The sequence below is a fragment of the Litoribacter populi genome (assembly GCF_007483685.1).
Lineage (GTDB): Bacteria > Bacteroidota > Bacteroidia > Cytophagales > Cyclobacteriaceae > Litoribacter > Litoribacter populi.
On record NZ_VMKN01000002.1, the window covers coordinates 514,490 to 537,107 of the forward strand.

17 protein-coding genes are annotated in these 22,618 nt (G+C 41.1%); 5 read left to right on the forward strand and 12 right to left on the reverse strand.

Annotation, left to right across the window (positions count from 1 at the left end; genetic code table 11):
* Window positions 1-33: 33 nt before the first annotated feature.
* The 8 genes from FPL27_RS17995 to FPL27_RS18030 form a co-directional block, all read right to left on the reverse strand.
* Window positions 34-963 (reverse strand): glycosyltransferase family 4 protein, encoded by a 930-nt coding sequence (locus tag FPL27_RS17995; RefSeq protein WP_143962614.1) that lies wholly within the window; start codon window positions 961-963, stop codon window positions 34-36.
* A gap of 4 nt (window positions 964-967) precedes the next feature.
* A complete protein-coding gene (locus FPL27_RS18000) occupies window positions 968-2,149 on the reverse strand; it encodes a glycosyltransferase family 4 protein (protein WP_235893493.1) in 1,182 nt (393 codons plus the stop codon).
* Window positions 2,146-2,940: a hypothetical protein gene (locus FPL27_RS18005; protein ID WP_143962615.1), complete on the reverse strand. Its 795-nt coding sequence runs from the start codon at window positions 2,938-2,940 to the stop codon at window positions 2,146-2,148. The genes FPL27_RS18000 and FPL27_RS18005 overlap by 4 nt, the downstream gene beginning before the upstream one ends.
* Before the next feature lie 13 nt (window positions 2,941-2,953).
* The gene (locus tag FPL27_RS18010) at window positions 2,954-4,120 is read right to left on the reverse strand and encodes a glycosyltransferase family 4 protein (RefSeq protein WP_143962616.1); all 1,167 of its coding nucleotides are present in this window, start codon (window positions 4,118-4,120) and stop codon (window positions 2,954-2,956) included.
* Between the two features lie 125 nt (window positions 4,121-4,245).
* The gene (locus FPL27_RS18015; protein ID WP_185974414.1) at window positions 4,246-5,484 is read right to left on the reverse strand and encodes an O-antigen ligase family protein; all 1,239 of its coding nucleotides are present in this window, start codon (window positions 5,482-5,484) and stop codon (window positions 4,246-4,248) included.
* A 91-nt stretch (window positions 5,485-5,575) separates the two neighbouring features.
* Window positions 5,576-7,162: a lipopolysaccharide biosynthesis protein gene (locus tag FPL27_RS18020; RefSeq protein ID WP_143962618.1), complete on the reverse strand. Its 1,587-nt coding sequence runs from the start codon at window positions 7,160-7,162 to the stop codon at window positions 5,576-5,578.
* Window positions 7,163-7,310: 148 nt separating this feature from the next.
* Window positions 7,311-9,701 (reverse strand): polysaccharide biosynthesis tyrosine autokinase, encoded by a 2,391-nt coding sequence (locus FPL27_RS18025; protein ID WP_143962619.1) that lies wholly within the window; start codon window positions 9,699-9,701, stop codon window positions 7,311-7,313.
* Window positions 9,702-9,734: 33 nt separating this feature from the next.
* Entirely contained in the window at window positions 9,735-10,556 is an 822-nt protein-coding gene (locus tag FPL27_RS18030) for a polysaccharide biosynthesis/export family protein (protein WP_235893494.1), read from the reverse strand.
* A gap of 464 nt (window positions 10,557-11,020) precedes the next feature.
* On the opposite strand from FPL27_RS18030, the gene hemH reads away from it, so the two are divergent.
* The 3 genes from hemH to FPL27_RS18045 all read left to right on the forward strand — a co-directional run bounded on the left by hemH (window position 11,021) and on the right by FPL27_RS18045 (window position 13,902).
* Entirely contained in the window at window positions 11,021-12,055 is a 1,035-nt protein-coding gene (gene hemH, locus FPL27_RS18035) for a ferrochelatase (protein ID WP_143962621.1), read from the forward strand.
* Between the two features lie 6 nt (window positions 12,056-12,061).
* Complete coding sequence (locus tag FPL27_RS18040; protein WP_143962622.1) at window positions 12,062-13,237, forward strand: CynX/NimT family MFS transporter; 1,176 nt, start codon at window positions 12,062-12,064, stop codon at window positions 13,235-13,237.
* Window positions 13,238-13,299: 62 nt separating this feature from the next.
* A complete protein-coding gene (locus tag FPL27_RS18045; protein ID WP_143962623.1) occupies window positions 13,300-13,902 on the forward strand; it encodes a DUF2179 domain-containing protein in 603 nt (200 codons plus the stop codon).
* Between the two features lie 175 nt (window positions 13,903-14,077).
* Here FPL27_RS18045 and FPL27_RS18050 read toward each other — a convergent pair whose 3' ends face one another.
* The 3 genes from FPL27_RS18050 to FPL27_RS18060 all read right to left on the reverse strand — a co-directional run bounded on the left by FPL27_RS18050 (window position 14,078) and on the right by FPL27_RS18060 (window position 18,362).
* Window positions 14,078-15,034, reverse strand: a complete 957-nt coding sequence (locus tag FPL27_RS18050; RefSeq protein ID WP_143962624.1) for an SGNH/GDSL hydrolase family protein — start codon at window positions 15,032-15,034, stop codon at window positions 14,078-14,080.
* A 17-nt stretch (window positions 15,035-15,051) separates the two neighbouring features.
* The gene (locus FPL27_RS18055) at window positions 15,052-16,452 is read right to left on the reverse strand and encodes an MBOAT family O-acyltransferase (protein WP_143962625.1); all 1,401 of its coding nucleotides are present in this window, start codon (window positions 16,450-16,452) and stop codon (window positions 15,052-15,054) included.
* Window positions 16,453-16,760: 308 nt separating this feature from the next.
* Window positions 16,761-18,362 carry an aminopeptidase P N-terminal domain-containing protein gene (locus FPL27_RS18060; RefSeq protein WP_221936627.1) on the reverse strand — a complete coding sequence of 534 codons (1,602 nt, stop codon included), beginning with the start codon at window positions 18,360-18,362 and terminating at the stop codon, window positions 16,761-16,763.
* 222 nt (window positions 18,363-18,584) lie between these two features.
* Here FPL27_RS18060 and pafA point away from each other — a divergent pair, with 222 nt between their 5' ends.
* Together pafA and FPL27_RS18070 are read left to right on the forward strand one after the other, a co-directional pair.
* A complete protein-coding gene (gene pafA, locus FPL27_RS18065) occupies window positions 18,585-20,219 on the forward strand; it encodes an alkaline phosphatase PafA (RefSeq protein ID WP_143962627.1) in 1,635 nt (544 codons plus the stop codon).
* A 202-nt stretch (window positions 20,220-20,421) separates the two neighbouring features.
* Window positions 20,422-20,838: a transposase gene (locus tag FPL27_RS18070; protein ID WP_185974415.1), complete on the forward strand. Its 417-nt coding sequence runs from the start codon at window positions 20,422-20,424 to the stop codon at window positions 20,836-20,838.
* Window positions 20,839-21,147: 309 nt separating this feature from the next.
* Here FPL27_RS18070 and FPL27_RS18075 read toward each other — a convergent pair whose 3' ends face one another.
* On the reverse strand, window positions 21,148-22,308 hold the full coding sequence (locus FPL27_RS18075; protein WP_143962629.1) for a homogentisate 1,2-dioxygenase: 1,161 nt from the start codon (window positions 22,306-22,308) through the stop codon (window positions 21,148-21,150).
* Between the last annotated feature and the right edge of the window lie 310 nt (window positions 22,309-22,618).

The window sequence follows — 22,618 nt, forward strand, 5'->3', positions numbered from 1 at the left end:
TTAATAGTTAAAAATCAAAGCCATAGGGCCTTGTTATACGCTTTGATAGATTGTAAAAATCTTTTTTGCAATTACTTTATTGTCATATTGGGAAAGAAGCGGCTGCCGGTTCACAATTCGGCTCGGTTGATTGACCATTTTTTCAAGTACTTTGCAATAAGCCTCCACTGTTTTGTCCACAATAAAACAGTTGTCCACTTTTTCACAGATCAGTTTCACCTCTCCAACATCATTGGACAGGACTGGCAAAGAATTTAGAATTGATTCCTTTATGATCTGAGGACTACCTTCCATAAAACTGCACATGAGCATAACATCGGCCGCTTGCATGAGCTGTGTTAGTTGAGCCCGATTATACCCTTTGAGTTCTAGGAAATGGACATTCTTAGAGGTTCTGTTTTTGAATTCCTCCACCACTTTTTTGGCAAAGTCTGGATCTTTCTCGAGTCTCTCGAAACTATTGCTAAACAAAATGACGAAATCATTTTGGCCCCAGCCCTTTTCTTTCCTTACTAGATCCCTATAGTTGGTATCGATATCAATATCTACACCACAAGGGATAACCTGGTAATCTTTCTCAAAAAAACGCTCCATCCTACTGGAAACCAATATATTATAACTTGAAAACCTGGAAGCAAATAGGGATACCACCCGTTCATTCGACTTATTGATATCGCTACCATGATAGGTAATCACCATCTTTTTATTATGCATTCGGAAGATTTTTCCCAGAACCACAGGTAGAGCCGAAAGGCCGTAGTGGACATGAATCAAGTCCACAGGATTGCTTTTAAGATATGATGCAATACGGCGGGCAGCTCGGAAGTACCCTTTCAAGCCACCCTCTGAGATTAAAAAATGGTCGATATCGATTTCAAAATTCTTCTTCAACACTTCTGCCTGCTCTTTTACAAAAGCATGCGGACTTCCCGTCTTCGACCTACTCACAAATAATACTCTCATTTCTCTAAAAATTGTTGCTATACGCTTCTTGAAAAGATTCTACTTCGTATCCAGTTGCTGATAATGCCTGTAAATAAGCTTTTTCGAAAGATTCCCCCATTTTTTCCAAAGAGAATATATTCTCAATTATCTCTCTTCCTTTATGGCCAAATCCCTGGCGTTTCTCCTCGTTGTCGATCAGCTCGAGCACCATTGAAGCAAGTTCCTCGTCAGATTCTTCATCAACCAAAAATCCGCTCACCTTATCCTGGAGAATTTCGGATGTCCCTCCAGCATTGTTGGCGATTACCGGCTTGGCTAAGCTCATATACTCCATGATGGAATTGGATATTCCTTCTCCATGCACCGCCTTATTGGAAAACAGAATACCAATATCGCAGGCATTCACTAAAGCCTCCACCTCATCAATTACGCCTGAGAACACAATCCTTGGTCTGTTTTCCGTAATGTCCACAAGCTCTTTATATTTTTCATCACCATCACAGTATCCGCCAATGCCTATGAAGGTCACGTCCTTTCGGATGGAAGTCACCTTCTCAGCTACACGCACAAACCGGTCATAATCCTTGTTAGGTGAAATTGAGGCAACCATCGCTACTGTAAAAGGCGTCTTGATACCATATTTTTCCCGTATCTCATCAGAAATTGGCAAGTTCTTAAACCTGTTCAAATTGATGCCGTTATAGATCACTTTTGATTTTTCCAATGGTGGGCTAAAGGCATTCAAGCCAGCCTTTGAATTGGAAATGATCAATTTGGAATACTTAAAATTGGCATTGTCGATGAGCTTCGAAAAAGAACTTCGCGTACCTTCTGGTGGAGCTGCCGTTATCTGACTGTTTACCAATGGGATATTAAGAAACTTCACTGCCGGTAGAGAATAGAAGGACTGTACCGCCCCCCAACTGTGGATCAAATCCGGCTTAAAATCCTTACAGACTTTATAAAACTTATAAAAGATGGTTGGATCATATTTTGAAAGTGTTTTTTTCAAAACTGTACATTTTACCCCCAACTTATGAAAGTCGGGAAAATGGATCACGTCTTCCGTTAGGACGACCATCATCTTATAATGCCCTTTCTTCTTCAGATAGGTAAGTAACTCAATGAGTCTTCTTTCTTTTCCCCCTGCCCGTAAGCTGCCTAGGAAAAAAATAATTCGGGTGGTTTTCTTTTCAAACATCATATTCGAAAATTTTCGCTAAATAGGGTGATTTCTTTTGGTTTAGTTGTGCTGAACTCAGACTCGAGCCATCGTCTCAAAGCCTGGTGTGGCGGCAAATTGTAGGTTCTGGATAATTTGATTACCCAGTCAGGGTGTACTCCTTTTATGATGAAGGGGACATTTTTTATGCCAAGAATTTCTGCCATTCTTATTCTGTGGTTGCCTCCTGTACCAAGACAGAGTTTCCCATCCCTAGTCACATGCAATCTAATCTCCTCCACACTTGACTTTCCCAATTCATTTTGGGTCAGATAGCCGTTGAGTTTCATAGAGCGGTAAGCCTTGATCAAGTCCAAAAAGTACTGATCGGCCTTTTCCACCGTGTCACACCCCTGTGGGGGATTCGGCAGCCCTTTATTGATGTGGTCAATGATTGATAGATATTGGGGAGTCATTCTAAAATCTTCCCCGTATATGAATATCTGACGAACTGTTTCGTGCAGGTCCCATTTTTTCGCTTTCTTCGGTATTTCCGTAAATATGCTTGGTAGATCAAAAGTCATCGTCCGGTCCCACTCTCCTCCCATGCATACTCTGCCTTCAGGGGGATAATAAATGCTCCCGTGTAAAGGAATCTGACCAATGGCTCCCCAATACACTTTAGGTAAGCTTGGGTTTGGCATATATTCCACTAACTCCTCCACAGGCCTTCCCATATAAAGTCTAGTATAATATTGTAATGCATGAGGCAGTCTTTTTAACCACCACTTGGCATCCACGAAATATCTTTTATTTGAAAAAATCTCTTTCATAATTAAAAATCCTTTATGACAATACTACTTCATCTACTTGCATCTGCGAGAGCTGAGCCCTTACAGTTTCCTTTCCCTCCAATAGTCTGACCAGATTCGCTGCTACAAGTTTATAGTTGTGGTTTTTGGCTACATAATCCAATACTCTCGCAACCATAAGCTTATATGCAGACTTATCTACCTTTGCAAGTTTTGTGCTCAAATCCTCCGATGACTGATAAACTATTCCTAAATTATTTTTTGAGATCAGAAAATCAGGATTGACCCTTTCACTCGTCAAAATTGGTGTACCCATAAGCATGGCCTCTAAAAAGGTATTGCTAAAACCTTCAAAGCGAGAAGTATTTAAAAGAAACTTCGCGTTGGCAAAAAATTCCAACACTTGTCTTCTTTCCAGAAAACCCACAAATTCTACATTCGGTAAACCTTCCAGTTTCCCAAGAAATTCATAAGTCTCCTCATCCGCTTTAGAAGATAAAGTCCCGGCTATTTTAAACTTCTCATTAGGTAGGCTAGATGCTACTTCGAACAATAGTTTCAAATTTTTCTGATATTGAAATAACCCTGCCCAAGCTATATAATCTTTCTCGGCACCCCTTTTCAATTTATCCAGTTCATGAACATAGATCGGGTTACTAATTTTTTCTATTTTTTTAGTTGGAAAGTGTTTTTGAATTGCCGTTAACTGATAATCATTTTGGCATAGAATGATATCTGCCATTTCAATACCTTTCATCAAAAAATAGCGATCAAATTTGGAATAATTCTTTAGTATTCGGTCATCCAAAAAAGAATCGTTTGAAATTCGAAGCACGTACTTTTTACCAAGCATTCGACAAATTCTACCTAGAAAATAAGACCCCCAGTTAGGAATACTTTCGTATACATAATCTGGATTGACTTTCTTTATCTTACGGTATGTGTCCGGATATCTATGAGTCACCCACCTTAGCCATTTCACCCCTTTGCGATAATCATAAGAGGGAATGATCTCTAAATTGCCAAACTCCTTTTTAAACTCATCTTCCTCATCAATATCGGTTATGACCGACACCTGATGTCCATTTGCCAAAAGCCCATGAATCCACCCATAGGTCTGCACTGCAGCCCCTCCGGAAGGAAGCTCATCCGTTACTAGGATGTTTGCTAGTTTGTGATCATGAAATAGGACCTTTGCCATATAAATCAAAAATTTGAATATTCCCTTAACATTAAAGAATAAAACTTAATAAATTGTTATTGAATTAAATAAGATAATTCCAATAATTTATTATACCAGTTATTCAATAATCGTACCCGATTTTATCAAAGAGAATATTCAGCATGAGGAATTTCTTCAACCTCTTCTTTATCAGAAGGTTGACCATCATTCTTGTCCGCATCTGGCATAGATAGAGGGTAGCTAAGGAGGGCAAAAATCATCCAGTGAGAGCTTATAGTAGCATACCGGCCTGTAACAGTATAAAATACAAAGGACCCAACACAGAATAAAAATATGTAGTTATCCCATTTTGTATTCAGGTTTCGGAAAGAGGAGACAAAGGCAGTGGTAACTAAAAGGAAATATAAAACCAAACCAGGAATACCACTGGCGTGGGTCAGGTTGGTCACATCACTGTGCAGGGACCTTTCTCCAAATGCGCCTTTTCCATAGTTATGGGCGCTGTTGAAAAGTTCATACCCAGTCCAAGGACTATAATCGTAATAAACGAACATATCTCTATAGATCATTTCGTATTCCATAAATCTATGTTCACCCTTAAGCTCTCTTTCATCCAACTTCCTAGCCTCATACCTTTCAATGAACATATCCATAAAAGAGGTATTCAGAATGACCACAAAACCTACAAATCCAGCTACCACAATGATCATGAAAAAGGACTTGATGTTTTCTCCATCTAACTTCAACATCAAGCCAATCCCAAGGCCTAGCATGGTCAAAATCATCACCGACCTTCTCATGGTAAGCATGATAAAGGCCACTGAGAATATCAATAGAACAACATATATTAAATTATACTTCTTTAAAATTCGGAGTAATACAACAAATGTCGCCGTAGATAGCACGTTGAAATCTGTGGCATAGAGCTTCCCGTAAAGGATACCACTTTTAATGCCGTACATTTCTGTAGGTGAATAATTAAAAGCAGTTGAAAACATCACATTGAGCAAAAACAACCCAAGTATAAATGCAGCAGATCTACTGAGTTCATCGAGCATTTCCTCTTTAGTGTATTTGGAGAAAATACTCATCGCCAATGGAATCGCCACAAACAATAGAGTCACATTAAGAAAAACTGAACGGATAGGCTCAAGATCCCGCACGTGAACCAATAAATAGGAAAACCAGATCACAATAAGAAATGACCAGATATTTCGGTGAAAAAACAAAACGTTTTTGTCAATCACTGTCAGCATCAATAGCAAAACCAAAACCGCATGTATAGAAGCCGGCACGGCTGTCTCTATAAATGACTGCGCAAAGAAAATGACAGGCAGATAAAGCAGGGCCTTCTCTTTCTTATAAAGAAAAAGATAGACCATGAAGCAGAATATAAATACTTCTATTAATAAAAAAAACGCCTGCATATCTCTTTACTCAATTTAATTAATGCTCAATTATTAACAAGACCGATTAGTCATCTTTCTTAAAGAACTTTATTTTCAAAAATAGGTCCATAATTTCTTTTCGCTCAGCAGATTGTAATCCGACCACCCAATAGATAGCACCCGCTACTATAGTAACGATACCTCCATAAAGGAAAAGGAAAAACCAGTTGTTGGCAAAAATGTAGTCATTCACATATATAGCGGCACCAAATAAAAGTGCTGCACCAATGATTTGCTGGAACAACCTAGATTGAAAGAATGGTGAACTGTCCTTCATGTTTCTTCTCAAAATAATGGGATAACCTACCGACAGGATCATTCTACCCAATAAAATGCTCATACAAAGACCTGCAACCCCATAAGGCGGTATCAGCACGAGAGCAATTCCCAGTGTTACAATGGAGGAAGCCAAAGTGAAGTATACTTTCTGTTGAAGTTTTAGGGTCACATTGATTATAGACCCATCAGTTTCGTAGAACATTCCTTGAACACCAATAAGTACAATCAATAAGTTGGAAATATCACCTGCATAAAACTCTTCCCCTGTCCAAAGTGCCAGGAAGGATTGGTTTAAAACCAACACTGCTGAACCTAAAGAAACAATCAAAAGCCATATTAGGGAGAAAATAAGTTTTCTGGCCTTCATCACTTTCTCATATTCTTGCTTTCCATAAAGCCCCCCTATTCCAGGAATGATCCCGTTGATTACGGACCCTACAGCACTTTCTACAGCAGCCGCAGCAAATATGGTCAAGGTATAATTCGATACTAGAAGTGGTCCAGCGAGGTAACCTAGCAAGATCTTATCACTTGCGTTCATGATCATGCCTGCGCCATTTAAGGCCATAAACCAGCCACTCAATTTCCCGTAACTTTTTATCTTTGGCCAGTTGGTTCTTGCAAACCCATACCACCAAACTGCTTTTCTAACTATAATATAGAAAGTGATCCCGGTTACCAGGGCAATTACCACCTGTACGGCAGCCAACCCTACAATTCCGTAACCCAAATAGATCACGGCTACTTTCAAAATCCCGGCAAGAACAATGATTGCTGCCCTTACCCCCATCCGTTTATATCCCAGATTCATTCCCCTAAGTATACATTCATAAAGATCAAAAACTTTATAAATGACCATGGAGAAAATCATCATGGAAGTGGTCAGCCGTATCATGGTATAATACTGCTCATCCACTTTAGTAATATGGGGGGCATACCAGGAAATAATCGCTCCCACAATCAATACCACCGGGAGAATAAAGCCAGTAACCACCAGGGCAGTGGTTGCTTCTCTTTGCAGCTCCTGAGCAGAAGCCACATCCCGTCTATTGGCAATAGTCCACTTCAATACCTGAGTGGCACGAGTATCGGCCATATCGGCAAAACCTGTCATCTGCATTAGCATCTGCCAGATACCGTAAAAATTCCCTCCGAGACCGCTTACGATGATTGGGCTGACAATGAAACCGGTAATCTGTTTGCCGGCAAAATCAATAATACTGGTAAGAGAATTTAAGTAAGCTCTTTGTTTGAGATTCTCTTTCCCCTTCTTTTTCTTCTGATCTTTATTCCCATCCCTCTCCTCGACAATCTCTTCATCAACTGTACTCATATTACGCTGTTAGTTATAAACAAAATTTACATAGAGCTTCGCCGAACCAATCCCATTGGGACGTGCTACCGACATTTCGAAAAGTTAAAAACGGGACAAAAGCCTGGCTTTTGTCCCGGGGCACCTGCGCCCTAGCTTTTTGGAGTTATCAGATGGCTGCATTTTTTCTCATGCCGCCAAATACTCTTTTGAACAATCCCGGCTTCTCTGGCTCGGCATAGTAACCGTATCCGTACCCACCGTACTGCATTTCTTTTTCTGAGATGCCATTGAAGATTGCATAGAAATTCTTAATGTTCTTTCTAGCTTTCAATGCATTGGCATGTTCGATAAATACCTTCTGGCTATAGTTGTATCTCAATACATAGAAGGTGAGGTCAACAAGCTTCAATAATTCAAGGGTTTCACTTGCTAGACCAATCGGCGGTGTATCCAAGATGACTACATCATATTTGGTCTTCAAATCATTGACCATATCAGAGAATCTATCATCAGAGATAAGTTCAGATGGGTTTGGAGGAATAGGTCCCGCCGTCAAAATATCTAAGTTTTTAAATTTAGTTGGCTGGATTACATCTTCCACTTTATTCGCTTGTTCGCTTAGATAGGTAGATAAACCTCTCTTATTATTCAATCCAAAATCAGCAAAGATTTTTGGTTTTCTTAAGTCACAGCCAACAAGTATGGTTTTCTTCCCACTCAAGCTATATACAGAAGCCAAGTTCATGGCGCAAAAAGTCTTACCTTCTCCCGATATGCTTGAAGTCAGCATGATGGTCATCTGCTTATCCTTACTAAAGGCATAAGTAATGTTGGACCTTAGTGACCTGAACGCTTCAGTAACTGGTTCTCTACTTTCTTTGAGCACTACCAGGTTGGTATTCCTCTTATTATTACCGATTCTGGCCATGACAGGAAGATGCAATTGCTTCTCCAATTCACGGATATCATTAATCTTGTTGTTGAAGAAATCCTTAACAGTGATTAGTGCAATTGGAAATAGAAGTCCAAGTAAAACACCCACCAGATAGTTTTGCATTGGCTTAGGGGCAATTGCAATATTGTTAGGAACTGCCATCTCAATAATCTTACTTGATGCAGTATTGGACGCTTTTGAAATTGCCGCCTCAGCTCTTCTCTGAAGAAGGAAGTTATATATTCCTTCATTCAGCGTGAATTCCCTTTTCATTTTTAACAGATTTTGCTCTGTCTCAGGAAGTCGGGAAAAACTACCTTCAATCTTAGCAATCCTTGCGTCAAGATCTCTAATCAGCATCTCAGCATTGTTATCCACATTCCTTAGAACTTCTTTCAAGCTAGAATTCAGGTCCCTGATTTTACGGGTAACTTCTCTTACCGCCGGCGAAGCTTCAGTCTGAGTGGCTAGCAATCGACTTTTCTCTGTCTGTAAGGTGATCAAGTTTTCAATAAGGCTATTTAAGATAGGGTCCTCTATTCCCGCACCTGAAGGAACCACAATTTCATCGTATTCTTCCCTTACTAGATACGTTTCCAATCTTTTATAATAATCTCTTTTAAATCTCTCTCTGGCAACATTTTGCTCCAATTCTGACAACTGCCCAAACAAGGCCCCTCCTTCCTGAGTCATGTCATAAGTCCTATTGGCACTTCTGTATTGACCCATTTGACTTTCAACCCTGGATAAGGAATCAGCCACACCCGAAATTTGGCTGTCAATAAAGGCTACAGTATTTCCCGCTATACGGTTTTTCTGTTCGAGCTCTTGCTCCAAGAACTTCTCCATCAACCTATTAAGGTAATCTTTGCCTTTTTTAGGATGGTTGGTGATCAAAGCAATATCAACCACGGAAGCCATTTCATCCACTTGAGTCACCTGTAGATCCTCTCCAGTAAACCTACCAACTAGGCTCGCAACATCCTTGAATCTGAGAATCATTTCGCCTTCAGATTCAAATCCCACTTTATCCACTTTAAATCTACTAAAAGGAAGCTCTACCCATTCACCGAAATTAAAAGTGTTCTCTTTAAGGATTGGCTGCTCCATAATTTCACTATCCTCTTCATCTGGAACTACATACTTGTATTCCTCATCCAAAAACTCTATTGTGAATTCTTTGTCATTGGCCCATCTTACCATAATATCCCCTCCTGTTACTTGAGGTTTGGTCCAATCTACCTCAGCTATAATGGGTGTTCTTTTGTAAACCTCTTTGTTTACAAATGTACCCACCTCGTAATATTCGACATCAAAATCAAGACTTAACAAAGTTTCATAGGCTAAAGGCCGTGAACGAAGCACAAAAGTTTCGTTTATCACATTCGGCCCCATGCTTCTCCCGGCCTGGCTACCCATTCCCGTAAGATCTAGCACCATGCTGCTTCTTTGCTCGTCTCGAACCATAAATTTGGCGTCCACCTTATAAAGAGGTTCGGTCATTTTAGTATTAAAGTGGGCTAGCACTACGGCTATCATCACACTTATGACTAAAAAAGGCCAATAGCGCAAATATTTGACGACTAAGGCTTTTAAATTGATATTTTCACTTTTAGTTTCCATGGCGTGGTATTCTGATTCTCAAAAATTCAACTCTTAATTTATCGCACTCATCACTAGCAGAACTGCCGATAGCGTGGAAATGGCCAATGAGAAGGTCTCAATGAAGGTAAACCCGGTCCCGAGTTCCCTAGCTTTCAAAGGCTCTGCGTATAACATATCATTTGGTCTGAGGAAGTAAAATTCCGAGGACAACAAGTCGGCATTGGTCAGGTTGATCTTGTAGGTCTTGGATCCTTCCGGATACTGTCTCACCAAATTGATCTCCTCCCGCTTCGCCAAAGGTGTAAGGTCGCCCGCATTGGCAATAGCCTCAAAAATAGTTACCCTATTTTGAAGGATAGTAAATTTGCCAGGACGAGCAAATTCCCCCAGAGCGGCATACCGGACCCCACCGAGTCTGACTCTTACAAAGTAATCATCTTCGGCCACATACTTTCTCACTTGCTCTTCCACCAGTTCTTTTGCCTGTTTCGTAGTCAAACCCACAAACTGAAGCTCTCCAATCAAAGGGATCTCTATCATCCCCTGATCATCTATGGTGAAACCATTTAGAAAGAAGATATCCCCTCCTTCCATCATACCTCCGCCACCACCCATCATTCTCCAGTCGGTTCCGGCTGCTTGGGCCGTGAAAATCTGGTTCAACTCCGGGCTAGTGGTTCTGATGGATATATCCACAACATCGTTATTTTGTAAATAATATTCTTCAACCTGATACTCCGCCAGCGGTCCCGACTCGGCAACCTTAGCGCTTGCTGGCAAATCTTGCATATAAACTATCCGCTTATTGGAAATACAGCTGGAAATAAAAAGGAGTAGAAAAAAACCTAAAACAATACTTTTTGATGTTTGCATCTGTCAATTAACTATTAAATAAAAACCTTTAATATCTGTCTAAAATCCCGAATAGTCAGAAGCCTCAAAATGCTTGAAAATCCATTAATGTACCAATTTCAATAAATTTTATGAATTAAAAAATGTAATTCGTCAAATATTTACACTTCTGATCATATAATTTAACCACTGGAATTACCCTCCTACAAGGGAACCTTTTAAGCACTACTTAAATTCTGGGAAAAATCTTGTGAGGTCAATAAACCTTTAAACCGTTTAACACTTCTCCAACTCCCGTACCAAAAATTGATAATTCGAAGAAATTTTATCCTTTTTCTAAAACTAAGCCATTAGATTTTCCCTCTACACGGTTTATAATGCATTTAACCCTCTTCTAAGGCTATTACATAAAAAATTGGGTATGTTAACATAAGCCCGTATTTTTGGTTCTGTTTACAACTAACCGGAATTACAGGGTAATCCTTATGAACAAAAACAAAGCTAAAATCGGAGTACTGCTGGTAAACCTCGGCACCCCCGATAGCACCTCAACTGCCGACGTACGCAAATATCTCAGGGAATTTTTAATGGATGGCCGAATAATCGACATCAACCCTATAGGACGTTGGTTTTTGGTAAACCTTATCATTGCCCCCTTTAGAGCGCCCAAATCAGCGCATGAATACCGTAAAGTCTGGACCGATCGCGGCTCACCGCTTCTGTATCATACCCAGGATGTAAAAACCAAACTGGATGCCCAGCTTCCCTCTGAGGACTATCAAGTGGAATTTGCCATGAGATACCAGTCTCCAAGCATTGAAGCTGGACTGGAAAGACTCAACAAGGCGAATGTCCGCAAAATCATCGTAGTATCCCTATTTCCTCAATATGCCTCCGCCACCAACGGATCCGTTGTGGACAGAGTCATGGAGATTGCCCGCACTTGGCAGGTAATTCCCAACATAAGTTTTGTCAACAACTTTGTCGAGCACCCCAAATTCACTGAAGCCTGGGAGGCAGTAAGCCGGCCTTTCACAGATAAGCAAGAGTACGACCAGTATATCTTTTCCTATCATGGTCTTCCCGAAAGGCAAATCAAAAAAGCCTCTTGTGATGGGTATTGCCAGTTGAGTGAAAAATGCTGCGGCACCTATACCAAGAAAAATCAATTCTGCTATAGGGCACAATGTTTTCTCACCACCCGACTTATCGCCGGCAAACTTGGCCTGCCCGAAGAGAAAGTTAAAACCTGTTTCCAGTCCCGCCTTGGAAATGATCCCTGGATCAAACCATACACAGAGGATGTAATAAAGGAAACCGCAGCTGCAGGGAATAAAAAAGTCTTAGCCTTCTCTCCCGCTTTCGTCGCTGACTGCCTCGAAACCACGGTCGAAGTAGGGGAAGAATACAAAGAAATCTTTATGGAAGCTGGCGGGGAGCAATGGAAACTTGTTCCCTCACTCAATAGCACCGAAAAATGGGTAGAGTGCCTTGAGGAGCTGGTCTACCAAAACAGCTAAACCCAAATGAAAAACAACACCTCGAGAAACACCCTTCTGCTGATTATGGGGGTGATTTTGGTTTCCTTCAATCTACGCCCCTCCATTACCGCGGTAGGTCCGTTGATCCCTATGATCCGGGAAGAACTAGGCCTTTCCAATGCTTGGGCAGGCTTTCTCACCACCCTACCATTAGTCACCTTTGCGACCTTTTCTATTTTCTCGGCTGCCATAGGTCGGAAATTGGGGAATGCCAGGGCTATTTTTCTCGGCATGTTAATCATCGGAGTAGGCACTGTAATCCGGGTGGTGGGGGGCAGCTGGCTGCTGTTTATCGGAACTGGACTAACCGGAGTAGGTATTGTGATTGGCAATGTCCTGTTGATACCCTTCATCAAAACTACCATGCCGCACAGGATCGGTTTGATGACGAGCATATATACTACCGGCATGACGTTGCTTGCGGCCATAGCTTCCGGTATTAGTATTCCTTTGGCCACTGATCTTAATTTAGGCTGGAGAGGATCATTGCTGTTTTGGGTTGGTTTGATTATTCTAGGGCTCATGGTATGGTTGCCCCAGATGGGAAAGAAAAAGATGCCGGTAGACAAAGCTTTTACTCAAACAACGTCGGTGCAGGTCTGGAAATCGAAACTTGGCTGGCAAGTCAGTTTATTCATGGGGATTCAATCCTTCATTTTCTTTTCCCTCATCACCTGGTTACCTGACCTTTTGATCACGCGTGTTTTTACGCCCTCCGATGCGGGATGGATCATTATGGGGATACAGATCATCGGGCTGCTCGGTGCATTTACTGCTCCTCTCGTTGCTGTAAAATTCAAGGATCAGGTGGGTCTGGGAGCCATTCTTGGAACTTGTTATATAATTGGATTTATGGCCTTTTTCTCAAATAATGAAGCCTTTCTATTTACTGGTCTGACCTTAATTGGCTTGTGCCTAGGCTCAAGTATCAGTTTGGCTTACACCTTAATAGGCCTGCGCACCATGTCAGATGCAACTACTTCCTCCCTCAGCGGAATGTCCCAATCCATCGGATATTTCCTAGCAGCTGTAGGTCCTTTACTAGTGGGAATTCTATTTGACCTCTTCGGAAATTGGGACCTCTTTATTTGGCTGATGATCCTAGCATCCGCATTATTTCTTTTTTTAGCCACAAAGGTAGGACGCCCCCTCAAGATTTGATCTTTTGATTATGCCTTCATGATAAAGGTTTATACCTTTGCACCGCATAAAAACATCAGACCATGAACGATTTCGTGCTTTCCTTAGGCATTAGCCAAGAAGTGTTTTCTTACATCATCATGCCGATCTTGATATTTTTGGCCCGTGTGTCAGATGTATCCATCAGTACGCTGCGTATTATGTTTGTATTAGCAGGCAAGAAGAATGTTGCCCCTTTCCTGGGTTTTTTCGAAGCATTGATTTGGCTTTTGGCAATCGGACAGATTTTCCAAAACATAGACAATCCTCTGTCCTATGTTGCTTATGCAGCAGGCTTTGGTATGGGAACTTATGTAGGGATGATTTTTGAAGAAAAACTTGCACTAGGAAGGGTGCTTGTTCGTGTGATTACACCAACCCCTCTTCCGGATTTGATTGAATTTATGAAAGAGAAAAACTACCGCTTTACCAGTGTGGGAGCGGAAGGAAGATTCGGAAAGGTAAACCTGCTCTTTACCGTGATGAAAAGAGATTCCCTCAAGGAATTTATCGGAAAAGTAAAATCATGTGATGATAAAGCCTTCTACACCATCGAAAGCGTCAAGCGGATTTCTGAAGACGACCTCAACGTCATGGCAGACCGTCCCAGGTTTACTACGAGATTTTTTAATCGAATGAGGAAGTAGAAATCTTGGTACAAACCGCCCCTTTGCCTTTTTGTAGTTTTCCTTAAATTAAATCTTTGCGTCCCTCTGCTTCTTTGCGGTTATCTTTCTTTTAATAAACTCATCGACCTCTGCTCCTCTGCGGTTGTTTTTTTTTAACCAATTTTCTCTTTCCCCTCTGAATCTCTGTGTTTTTTTATTTCCTAGCCGCCAAGTTTAACTTTTCCCCTTTTTTCAAGATCGGCTTCAGCTCTTCTGCTAGCCTTTTACTATAAGCCATAGCTCCCTGCTTGTTGAGGTGGATAGGATCGGTATAGAACTCAGGATTTTGAGTAAAAAATTCGTCGTTGGAGAAGTCGAGCAGGTGCACACCCTCCATATCCTCTAAATATTCCAAGGTTGGGGTGGTTACCACTTTTTTGTTGTAATCTGGCGAAACAGTAAGCACTACTTTGCTTCCCTTATCCCGTAATTGCGTGACGAGCTCTTCAAATATCCTGATCGCCTCAGGGTCCAAACTATCCTCATCATCTTCATTTATTACTCTTTCGGGGATATCTTTTCCTACCAAAGTCCCCTCCTGCGGTTTCCACCCTTTGTCCTCTAACTTTCCATCGATACCTTTGAAAAGATAAGGCCTAAGCATATAGTAAAAACTTGAATTGAAAGCATATAGATTAGATTCAAGCAACAGACCTTCCTTGTCAGAAACCAAATCTACAAAATTTTGGACAGCTTTATGCCTGCCATAAAAAGGCCTCAAGATTCCTGCAGCTCTTTCATAACTTTGATCATTGGGTTGCACTTTTAGAAAATCGTTTTCCACATTGATGATCACCAACTCAGGCTTATGACGAGCCAAAATTCCACTGTTCATCGCTGCCCAAAACGGCAACCCCTGACCTCCCCGACCCGCATTCCATACGTCAACTCCTAGGTTTTCTTCCAGCACGACTGGCGAATAATTTCCTTCAGCCCTTGAACTACCAAGAATAATTATTTCCTCATCGGCCTCTTCCAATGAATACCTGGTTTTGTAATATCGCCCATCCGGAGATTTTTCCAGCAAGTTCAGCAATAAGCTCCCCACCACCTGATCCAAGGCCACGAAAGCCACACACACTATTACGATTTTAATAAGCAGTTTTTTCATGGGAGTATTTAAATAAATTAAAATTGGAAATAAATAAACTGACTTCTATCAAACACACCAAGGGCCGTGATATACATCAATATCAGCAGTATCGCACTGAAGCGAACCAACACCTGGGGATGGTAGATAAGCTGCAGACTTGGCTTATATTCAGTAATATAGTCGTTGATAAACAGGATAGCCAAAGCTATCAATCCAAATAAGAATATACCTTTGTCACCAAAATATAGTCCGCTTCCGGCTCCGGTAAGTATTCTTGATACCACCACAAAAGCCTCTGAAACAGAAGGCGCCCTAAAAAACACCCAAGCCAAACAGGTAAGCGCGAATACAATCACCATCATAAGGTTTTTGGGCACATTACCTTTTATAAGGTGTTTTTCCAAAATCTGATAAAAACCGTGAAGGGCACCCCATACTATAAAAGTCCAATTGGCACCATGCCAAAAACCACTAATGATAAAGGTTGCCATCAGATTGAAACTTGACCGCTGAGAACTCACCCTGCTGCCACCAAGTGGGATGTAAACATAATCCTTAAACCAAGTAGAAAGGGATATGTGCCATCTACCCCAAAAAGACTTGAACGATGTAGCAAAATACGGCCGCCTGAAATTAGTCATCAACTCAAAATCGAACAGCTTAGCACAGCCAATTGCAATTAATGAATACCCGGCAAAGTCACCGTAAATCTGAAAAGCGAAAAACACCGTAGTCACAGATAAAGTCAACCAGCTATGGGTTTCTGGGCTGGTAAATACATCATCCACGTAAATAGCCAATCTGTCGGCAACAGCAACCTTCATGAAGAAACCCCAAAGCATCATTTTCAAGCCTTGGGAAGCGTTTTCATAGCTGAATTTTCTTTCCCTGAAGAATTGCGGCAACAAGTTGGATGCTCTTTCAATTGGTCCCGCCACTAATTGGGGAAAGAAACTCACAAAGGTCATAAATGCCAACAAATTCTTAGTTGGCTCAAGCCGCTTATAATAAATGTCAATAGTATAACTCAGGGTCTGGAAAGTATAAAAACTTATCCCAACAGGTAAAATGATGTTCAGTCGATTGGCCGGGACACTGGAACCAAAGAAGGTGAAAGCCTCCGTAAAACTGTCCATGAAAAAGTTGAAATACTTAAAAAAGGCCAGAAAGCCTAAATTAACTCCCAGACTTATCCAAAGCAGATATTTCCTAGTCTGTGGCTCCTCTGTTTTGGACATTTTGAGTCCCACAAAGTAATCCACTAATGAACTGATAAAGATTAAGGAAAGAAACCTCCAGTCCCACCATCCATAAAAGAAATAACTAGCCCCTAACAACAGTACATTCTGCGCAGTCACACCCTTTTTGGCTAAAGCCCAAAAAAGGAAAAACACTAACGGCAGAAAAATTGCAAACTCAAGTGAATTAAAAAGCATATTTATACTTAAAATATTTAACCTAAAACATTGTAATTTTTAGCACTTTCTTGCACAAAATGAATTACAAAAATTAATTGTGGCAATTTTTACAAGTATTAAAGAATAATACCACCAGTGAATCAACATAATTGCATCTTTCAACTTTTAAAAACATTACCAATTAATGCACTGAAATCAAAAAGCATTCCGATGGCAGTTTTCAAATGTTAAATTTTTGAAGGCTGTTGGTAATCAGAGACAATAAAGTTTTATAAGCAAAAAAGAGGCTAGAAAGCCTCTTTTTAAAATTCTAAGAAAGTTAAAACTCAATCCAATTCAGGAAGCACCCATTCTTCCAAAATGCTGCTTTGCTCCATCATTTTTTCAATTTCTTCACTCGAGCGGGGCGCATGGGCAGAAAGGTTTTCAAACCCATCCCCGGTGATGACAACATCATCTTCAATTCTCACTGCAATGCCCCACCACTTAGGGTCGCAATCACTTCCCTCTGGAATATAAATCCCCGGCTCCACAGTCAAAACCATCCCCTCACGTAGCTTACCAAATGTCCCCCTATCATGCACATCCAGTCCTAAGTGATGGCTGGTTCCATGAGGAAAATATCGATGCCGCTGACCTTTTTCAATTATTCCTAGCTCAGCCAAACCATCATTGATCACCTGTTGGGCCACTTTACCGATCTCGCTGAATTCAGTCCCAGGTTTGCATTGCTCAAATCCGGCCTCCTGGGCTTTATACACTAAATCATAAATCAACCTCTCCTCCTCAGTAAATTTACCGGAAATTGGAATTGTACGCGTCACATCGGCTGTGTAGCCTCTATATTCCGCTCCCAAATCCATCAAAATTAACCTTTTGTCTATGTCACGTTTATCGTTTTCGATATAGTGAAGAATACAACCGTTATTTTCTGCACCCACTATAGAGGGGTAGCCTACCCCTTCAGCACCATAGCGCTTATATACAAATTCATGAATACCTTGCACTTCCCGTTCAGACATACCTGGCTTCAAAGCCTTCATCACCTCCACCTGTCCTATGGCTGAAATCTGAACTGCCTTTCTCAGCATGGCCAGTTCCGCAGGAGTCTTGGCCTCACGAAGATGATCCATCATCTGGGGCAAAGCGGTAATATCAACACGATGATTAGGCACACGATCACGTACTTCCATACGCTTCTCGGGAGAATCAGCATTCAGGAATTCATTCAGCACTTCATCGTTTTCCACTTCTGGATAAAACCTTTTGTATCTTCCAACCACTTGGGCCACGTTAGCGGAATTTTCAATATCGGTCGATCTGATAAGATCATATAGCTGACCGGTAACCTCGCTGGCATTTTCTGGATAGTTTACCGCCGTCATAAAGTCCTCGCGCATGAGTTGCAGATCTTTATTGCTGTTACTTTCCTCTATACCTTTGTTAAGTGAAAATGTGAGCACTTTGTCAAATTTGGCAAAATCACCCTCTAATACTTTTTCAAATTCAGAGTTAAGGTACACTTGACTAAAGCCCAGCTTTTCCTTCACCCCATCCACACCCAAACGTTTGCCGTTCCACATCTCGGCATTTTCATCACGGGGCTGCACAAAAATCAACTCATCTACCGATTCTCCATCCACCTCCACAGGTGAGTCAAAAATCACCAAAGCAGCATTTGGTTCTCTAAAACCAGACAGATAAAACAGATCGGTGTTAGGGTGATAAATGAAATCTACATCATTGGAGCGGTTTTTTACTGGAGAGGAAAAGAACACCGCCACCGATTTTTCCGGCATCAATTCGCGGAGGGCTTCTCTCCTTTCCCTATGGAAATTGGCATCCAGGCCATCGTCAAAGTAAGATTGAGCAAAAGCTTGGGATATGCCAAGCAGCACAAGTAGTACAATTGTTAATGATTTCTTCATATTCATATGCTATCAAGTCCAATACTCTAAGTCCAAAACCTAAAAATGGCTCTTTATCAGAAATTAAACAACCACTTTTTTATAAAGAACATTAAATTGAGTTAACATCAGCAAAGTCAGCCATAAGCTATAGTTTAGCCTTTCGGCCATTCATCCCTAATCCCACCCCGCTTTATCTATGATTTCTTATCTTTGCCCCAGACTTAAAATCAAATCTAATCCATGAAGAAAATTACCATTCTGGCATCCATGTTCTGGATGATTACTGTAGGCTTTGCAGTTGCCCAGCAAGCGTCAGAAAAGCCCAAGATTGTAGTCGGTATAGTCGTAGATCAGATGCGCCAAGAATACCTTTATAAATACAATGAAAGATTTTCGGAGGGAGGCTTCAAAAGACTTGTCAAGGACGGTTTTATGATGAAAAATGCTCATTATAATTATATCCCAACATATACCGGCCCAGGCCACGCATCCATTTATACAGGGACTACACCGGCTACCCATGGCATCATCGCCAACAATTGGTATGTGAGGGAGCTAGACAGATCCATCTATTGCGCAGAGGACAGCACAGTGTCCTTTTTAGGAGGTTCTGAAAAGGCCGGACAGATCTCTCCTCGTAATATGAAAACCACCACAATCACGGATGAATTGCGTTTTGCAACCAACAAGCGATCTAAAACAGTCGGCATCGCCTTGAAAGACAGAGGTGCAGCCCTTCCCGCTGGCCATCTAGGGGACGCTTATTGGTACGATTCAGGAACGGGTGAATTCATGACTTCTACGTATTACTATGACGAATTGCCTCAATGGGTAAAAGAATTTAACAATAAGGAACTGGCAGCGAAATATCTTGAAGGTAGCTGGGAAACTCTTTATCCTGTAGAAACTTACATTCAAAGTATAGAGGATGCTAATGAATTTGAAGGCGCTTTCGCTGGCAAGGAAACTACGGATTTTCCATATAATCTTTCCGAACTCAAAGAAGACAATGGTGGGTATGGCTTAGTTTCCTCCACTCCGTATGGCAATAGTCTAACATTTGATATGGCTTATGCTGCCATTGAAGGTGAGCAACTGGGTATGGGAGATGAAACCGATTTCTTGGCAGTAAGCTTCTCCTCACCTGATTACATAGGGCATAGATTTGGTCCTACTTCAGTGGAGTTGGAAGATAATTACTTAAGACTAGACCAAGAACTTGAGCAGTTTCTGTCTTATTTGGACGAAACCTATGGAGAAGGCGAATATCTGGTTTTCCTGACCGCTGACCATGGAGTGGCCGATATAGTAGAATATATGAAGAGCGAAAACGTGCCTGCAGGTAATTTGGATGGTAGATTTTTGCTTACACAACTTAAAGGTTTTGCCAAAGACAAATTTGGGGAAGGCGACTGGATTGCCAACTATTCTAATGAACAAATCTTCCTAAACAAGAAGCTGATTGCCGATGAGGGAAAAGATATTGAGGAAATGCAACGGGCGTTGGCCGACTTTGTCCTAAAATTTGAAGGCGTGAAGGAAGCTTTCACAGCTTCTGATTTCAAAAGGAGCGAGTTCACCAAAGGCAGACCTCATTTGTTGCAAATGGGATACAACCAAAAAGCATCAGGTGATGTCCTTTTGATTCTTGAGCCTGCCTGGCTGACAAGCTCATGGAAAGGGACTACGCACGGAACTGGCTATACTTATGACACTCACATTCCAATTCTTTTTTACGGATGGAATATAGAGGCTGGCCAAAGTACCGAGTACTGTACTATTACCGATATAGCCCCAACCTTGGCAATGCTCTTAAAGACAAGACTTCCAAATGGCACCACTGGTCAACCCCTACTGCCAGTACTCAAAAAATAGTCACTTCTCTACTAAATAACCTATTTCCTCTACAAACCCCGCTAAACATATTTAGCGGGGTTTTATTATTTAGACCAACCTTTAAAATACAATGATTTATTTCTTTAATTATATTCAACTAAAATACAAAAGAAAATTTTTTATTATTTCGATTTTTATTTTCAACCATTTGTTTCTAAATTCGAATAATTCATCAGCAGATATGAGAAACTCACATACTGAAATATGGACCCATTTAGTAATTAGTGCCAAAAGCTATCAGCCGTTGTTTAAAAAGCAGTGGGTGGATACTATTGACGAGACTTTAAGAGATTTCATCGGCAGTATCCCTGACCACAGGGGAACTTTTTGCATCATGCCTGACCATATCCACTTTTTGGTCAAACTGCCGGATGACCTTTCTTTAAACAGTCTGGTAGACCAAGTCAAATCGGTGATCAAGACTCGTTTAAAAGAAACTTTTGTAGAAGATGCGGACAATTTTGACTGGGAGCCCCACCACCATGCTCACTCGGTCAGTCTCAACCGCCTTTCAGTGGAAAAAAGTCTGATAGAAAGACAGCTTATTAAGCATAAGGAAATGTCACTGGAAGAAGAACTTAAATTTTTTGGGATGTAGTTTTCGTTTATTTTTTAGTCAAAACAGAAAAGACTGCCCTCGCGATCCAACACGGGGCAGTCTTTTTCTTTTCAAACTTCATTCATTTTTGGGTACAAAGTACCATGTACCAAGTACGAAGTACATCGCAGGACAAAACCGCTTCCTTCATCACTTTTTTCGTGATTTCAAGGCCCCCCTTCTCACTTCTTACTTCTCACTCAAAAACGCTAACAAGCCTCTGTGAAACTCCCACTAAACTCCGAGTAACTCTGTGTCCCTTTTTCTTCGTACTTCCAACTTCGTACCTCGTACTTCCAACCTCGTACTTCACGTGGTCCAACTCATCGGATAATCCTTATCCACATAATCCAGTGCTGCCGTGGTCACAAATAGCGGTTTGAAAGTATCCAGCATCACCGCATATTCCTCCGTTTTCTCCGCTCCTATGCTTTTCTCTACAGTTCCGGGATGCGGACCGTGGGGCAATCCACCCATATGCAAAGTAAAGCTTCCTCTATCAATACCTTTTCTACTCATAAATTCTCCCTCAGCATAGTACAAGACCTCATCTGAGTCTATATTACTGTGATTGTAAGGAGCAGGTATCGACTCTGGGTGGTAATCAAACAACCTGGGCACAAACGAGCAGATCACAAAACCCCAAGCTTGGAAAGTCTGATGCACTGGCGGCGGCTGGTGGATGCGGCCGGTAATCGGCTCAAAATCATGAATCGACATAGTATAAGGGTACAGATACCCATCCCACCCCACAATATCCAAAGGGCTATCCTCATAGGAGTACTGGTGTAGCATCCCCTGCTTTTTGATCTGTACCAGGTAGTCGCCTTTTTCCTTTTCTACATACAATTCTGTTGGCGGATGTATGTCCCGCTCGCAATAGGGAGAGTGCTCAAGCAATTGCCCTACCTCATTTCTATACCTCTTAACCGTCTCAATCGGACCTTGCGACTCGATTACCAACAACCTCAATGGTCCTTCATTCCATTCAAAACGGTAAATCGTAGTTCGTGGGATCACAATATAATCCCCCTTACTCACCTTTAGCTTACCAAACTGAGAATACATAAAACCTTCCCCATCGTGCACATATATAAGCTCATCACCATCGGCGTTTTTGAAGTAGTAATCCATTTTCCTTTCCTCAGGAACACAAATCCCCATCATCACATCATTGTTTTTCAACAACATTTTGCGAGCATTGAGATAGTCCTTGCCTGTGGTAGAAATATTGGAAGTATTAAGATGTGTTTGCTTCAAGCCATAATCCTTAGCAATATCCCAGTCAAAAGGAATAGGTTGACCTATGGATTTGACCGAATTGGGATTGTAGATGTGGTAAAGGTTCGAATAAATGCCTGAAAAGCCCTTGGAGCTCACCAGTTCTTCCTTATACAGACTCCCGTCCGGCTGCCTGAATTGTATATGTCTCTTTGGCGGCAATTCGCCTAGCCTATGATAATATGCCATATGTATGTGGGTTTATTGTAGGTTAAATTTAGGAATTATTAAATAAAACACATTCCGCAATGCAATCAAATAAATAGAACGCTTCAAAAATATGACGTTCGTCATTTTAAGTTTAAAACTTAAAATCCCTCATACTGTTCAATCCACCTTAATCCTACAGAATAAAGTCAAATTGAACCTATTAAAACGGCCAAGGTATACGATATAAATAATTTCGAAAACGGGAAGTAAAACAATCTAATTCAAAATATAATTCTAATCATACAGGTATCAAAAGCGCATCAAGAGCGTATCAACTACCATTATTTAC

Bases quoted from the DNA above. Each gene is read 5' to 3' on its own strand.
- FPL27_RS18005 (WP_143962615.1), bottom strand. From the start codon at position 2,940: ATGAAAGAGATTTTTTCAAATAAAAGATATTTCGTGGATGCCAAGTGG.
- FPL27_RS18055 (WP_143962625.1), bottom strand. From the start codon at position 16,452: ATGCTTTTTAATTCACTTGAGTTTGCAATTTTTCTGCCGTTAGTGTTT.
- FPL27_RS18015 (WP_185974414.1), bottom strand. From the start codon at position 5,484: ATGGTCTATCTTTTTCTTTATAAGAAAGAGAAGGCCCTGCTTTATCTG.
- FPL27_RS18060 (WP_221936627.1), bottom strand. From the start codon at position 18,362: ATGAAGAAATCATTAACAATTGTACTACTTGTGCTGCTTGGCATATCC.
- FPL27_RS18010 (WP_143962616.1), bottom strand. From the start codon at position 4,120: ATGGCAAAGGTCCTATTTCATGATCACAAACTAGCAAACATCCTAGTA.
- FPL27_RS18020 (WP_143962618.1), bottom strand. From the start codon at position 7,162: ATGAGTACAGTTGATGAAGAGATTGTCGAGGAGAGGGATGGGAATAAA.
- FPL27_RS18025 (WP_143962619.1), bottom strand. From the start codon at position 9,701: ATGGAAACTAAAAGTGAAAATATCAATTTAAAAGCCTTAGTCGTCAAA.
- FPL27_RS18000 (WP_235893493.1), bottom strand. From the start codon at position 2,149: ATGATGTTTGAAAAGAAAACCACCCGAATTATTTTTTTCCTAGGCAGC.
- FPL27_RS18070 (WP_185974415.1), top strand. From the start codon at position 20,422: ATGAGAAACTCACATACTGAAATATGGACCCATTTAGTAATTAGTGCC.
- pafA (WP_143962627.1), top strand. From the start codon at position 18,585: ATGAAGAAAATTACCATTCTGGCATCCATGTTCTGGATGATTACTGTA.
- FPL27_RS18050 (WP_143962624.1), bottom strand. From the start codon at position 15,034: ATGAAAAAACTGCTTATTAAAATCGTAATAGTGTGTGTGGCTTTCGTG.
- FPL27_RS18040 (WP_143962622.1), top strand. From the start codon at position 12,062: ATGAAAAACAACACCTCGAGAAACACCCTTCTGCTGATTATGGGGGTG.
- FPL27_RS17995 (WP_143962614.1), bottom strand. From the start codon at position 963: ATGAGAGTATTATTTGTGAGTAGGTCGAAGACGGGAAGTCCGCATGCT.
- FPL27_RS18030 (WP_235893494.1), bottom strand. From the start codon at position 10,556: ATGCAAACATCAAAAAGTATTGTTTTAGGTTTTTTTCTACTCCTTTTT.
- FPL27_RS18045 (WP_143962623.1), top strand. From the start codon at position 13,300: ATGAACGATTTCGTGCTTTCCTTAGGCATTAGCCAAGAAGTGTTTTCT.
- FPL27_RS18075 (WP_143962629.1), bottom strand. From the start codon at position 22,308: ATGGCATATTATCATAGGCTAGGCGAATTGCCGCCAAAGAGACATATA.
- hemH (WP_143962621.1), top strand. From the start codon at position 11,021: ATGAACAAAAACAAAGCTAAAATCGGAGTACTGCTGGTAAACCTCGGC.